The sequence below is a fragment of the Prochlorococcus sp. ALOHA_ZT_50 genome (genome assembly GCF_022447305.1).
GTDB lineage: Bacteria > Cyanobacteriota > Cyanobacteriia > PCC-6307 > Cyanobiaceae > Prochlorococcus_A.
This window is the reverse complement of the sequence record NZ_JAKVCI010000054.1, coordinates 1-3,305: the sequence shown is the minus strand read 5'-3', so window position 1 is coordinate 3,305 and position 3,305 is coordinate 1. Positions and strand designations below refer to the sequence as shown.

The 3,305-nt window shown below is 40.1% G+C and carries 1 protein-coding gene; it reads right to left on the bottom strand.

Annotation, left to right across the window (positions count from 1 at the left end; all coding sequences use genetic code 11):
- Window positions 1–345: 345 nt before the first annotated feature.
- Window positions 346–3,305 (bottom strand): hypothetical protein (locus MK115_RS09040; RefSeq protein ID WP_353847960.1); only part of this gene is annotated, 2,960 nt, incomplete at its 5' end.

Sequence of the window (3,305 nt, the reverse complement as noted above, 5' to 3'; positions counted from 1 at the left end):
AGAAAGCCGAAAGCCAGAACGAGTAGGAAGAAGTCCAGCGGAATTAATGACAGGGGAAAAACATCCACATTGGTTAGAAATGTTGGGCTTTGATCGGTTTCAACGAGCTTGATTCTCAACTCCTTTAGTTAATACTAAAGCTCTAAAAACCAAGGGGGTTCTTGGTTAAATTCATGCTGAAAGTGTCACCCAAAAAACCCTATTTTTGAACAACGCCGCTTGTTCTTATGCTATTGCATCTAAATCAAGATTAAAGTGGTTAATAAGACAATTATAAGCATAGAAAACCTAGAGAGTTGTTTAAATACTCCCTTTTTAAGCGAATTTTAGTAATATTTATTCGATTCAAAAAGGCACTTCAGGCAAAAATTCCTGCCAAACTTGATACCCATTGGGAGTGAATAAGGCCAAAATACCTAAAATTTGGAAGGCTTCGTGAGGGCAAACTTTCCTGAGATAGTCGACAACACTTTCCCAGCCTTCATTATGGATGGCTTTGATCATGTCTAGAGCCACCTCCAACGGCTTCAACCCCAGCCATTCCTGCATTGTGGCGTTTTCTTCTGTCCCTGTGGTAATTATTCCAGTTTCTTTATTAGCTTTATATAGAGAGTGGAATATTTTGCAAAAATCACGCCAGGATAGGATTTCATTCCCCCCAAACAGCTTGCATACCCAACTTTGGGTTGCATTGATTTCTCTGGCGATAGCTACTTGAGTAATTTTCTTTCCAGCTTTGATCAACCCCTTGGCAGCTTCAAGGATAGCCCATTTATCCCTTTTACGTCGACGGCATAACTCAGGGATATATTGATACTCATCTTCATATACCACCTTATAACCAAGCTCTTTTAGAAAAGTGAGATCAAGGTCAGGGGCGAAGATGAAGCAATGAAATTTTTTGTCTGGGTAAAGGTCTGCCCTCTGTCGGCCAACATACTGTATTATTTCCTGGTTGCACGACTCGTCATAATAATCATCAAACCCCATTGGTTTAAGTTCATGATCAAACTCAGTTACACCAAACAAGGTTATATACTCAGACTCTAAGCTACCCATATCAGGTAAAGGTTTCCCGAAGGCGGCGATCGCCTCTTTACCTTGGTCATGATTACCGCCCCTGTTGTGGTTGAACCAGTAGTAACGGTTCTCTAAAATCTTCTCATACTTCTTAAGAGCATAAATACTAATTTCTGGGTATTTATCTTTTAATTTGTCGATGGTGGCAATAATGCGCTTTAAGGGCCCTTCTGCTTCTTCAAAGGTTAATAGTTCGCCGTCAGCATTCCTGGTACGACCCCAGTTATTAGAACCCAGTCCAGAAAAGTCAACAGCATGAACAACGATATTATTTTTAGCTGTAGTGGTTTCTTGTTTGACCGTGATAATTTCAGTGGGGTCAATATCTATTAATGCTGCTAGTTTAACGGTTGTTAAAGTAGCGTCAAGGTAAAGATTAGCCTGACTGGTTTTCAAGATACTCTGCATCTTAAAGTCAGGTCTAGTTATAATAATTTCACCATATTGGTTGGTCTTAAACGCGCCTTTCTTTCCTCCCCAAACTTCTAATAAGTCAAAGAGAATGTTTGATGGTAGTCTCTTAATATTTTCTAAGGTCTTCTCACGGGCTTCAATAGCTAAACCTCGACGGGCGGTCTTGGCTTGTTCACGGGTTATACCCCCCTCTTTATAGTTGACAGTTCCTGTACTGTCAGGAGTTACAAAAACATCGTCTAGTTGGTTGAACTCATTGTAGATAAACTGTATTATTTCTTCTAGGTTTTCAGGAGCTTCGCCAATAATATCTAAGATTTCTTTATGTCTTAGACCATAACGGCGTTTGGTATCTTTTTCAAGATAGGGGCGTAAATTTAATAAATTTTCAATAGCCAAAAAATAATCGAGATTTTTGGCTCTTAGGTCTAACATCTGGCGATTAAAACAATTGAGAGAGCCTATGATTTGTTTTGTACCTAATGTTCTACCAGCTTCTTCAATTGAGAAGAGATCCGGTGAATAGTTATAAGCGGTTATATCACTTAATTGCTCTGGGGTGCATCTTATTGTAGGCGAGGATAAAGTTAGTTTTCTTTGATGTAAAAAGCCATAGCCTTCTCCTGATTCGGCACCGCATTTACTAACTATTTTAGGATTTCCCTCTGAGTCTAATTCGTTAGATTCTTGTTTGATTTGACCATAGATACAATGACGACAAACTTGGTTGACTCCATCAAAGTAAACGTCATAATTCTTAGTATATAGTTGGTTAAAGGCATCGACATTAGAACAATTACTAGGGGTAATTAATTGATGTTTTTCTCCTTTGAGTTCAATTCGCTCACCTACTTGATAGATTCCTTTATGTCTTGGGTTAAGGTCAGTAAAGTTGTCTTTAATGGTGGGAGTAGAGGGGTTACGGTGGTCTACTGTGATATGGAAATGTTTACCATTTTCTGAGGCAAAATTACCTGTGTCATAAGATTTGCCAGAGCCGGGAACACTAGCATCTAATATATGCTTCCAGCCAGCGTTTATTAATTTTTGATAGAGTTTCTTCCTATTACCTTTCTTAAAGATAATTATCGGGGGTTCAAGCCCTTTATAGTCCTCGGGAGTGGGGACAGGATCATTAAGGGTTAATGTTATTTGTCGAGGTAATTTTACTTTAGTTTCTTCGACTTCCTTGGTAAAACCGAAGCCTTTCTTATAATGTTTGCCTAACCCGTGAAATTTAGCTTTTAAGAAGTCGATAAACTCTGAGGTTTCTTGTGCTTGTTCATTTTTTTCTTGTTCAATTTCCCATTCAACGTAAGCTTGGTATAGGTCGGCATCTGGTTCAATGGGGTATCTGTCCTGGGAATGCCGTTTTCTTTCTGGGAATTTAAAGCCGTGTTGCTGTGCGATCCAGAATAATGTACCGGCGGTGACTTCACCTACTCTGAACCCTTGGATCTTTCTGGCAGGGTTCCAACCTTTCATGGGGGGACTCCAGGTTTCAGCTATGGAGATCGCTTCAGTGGGACCAAAGATCGTTGTTAAGGCCATGAGGACTCTTAACGATTCTTCATAAGTTCCGGTTCCTGGTTGCCGTGGTGGGATGAAGTTTAGGGCTTCTAAGGCTAAGGTTTTAAGTTCGTCGAGGTTTTGTTTCTTGACCCTAGCTAAAGTCTCTTGACGGCGTTTTTCCCTTGCCTCCCATTCGAGCTTAGCCTGTTCTTTGGCTTGATCGATTAAAGAAGCTGGTAATGGATCTCCATCAAGAATAAAGATTTCTGCTTGGCTATTACCGGCCCAATACCGTGAGG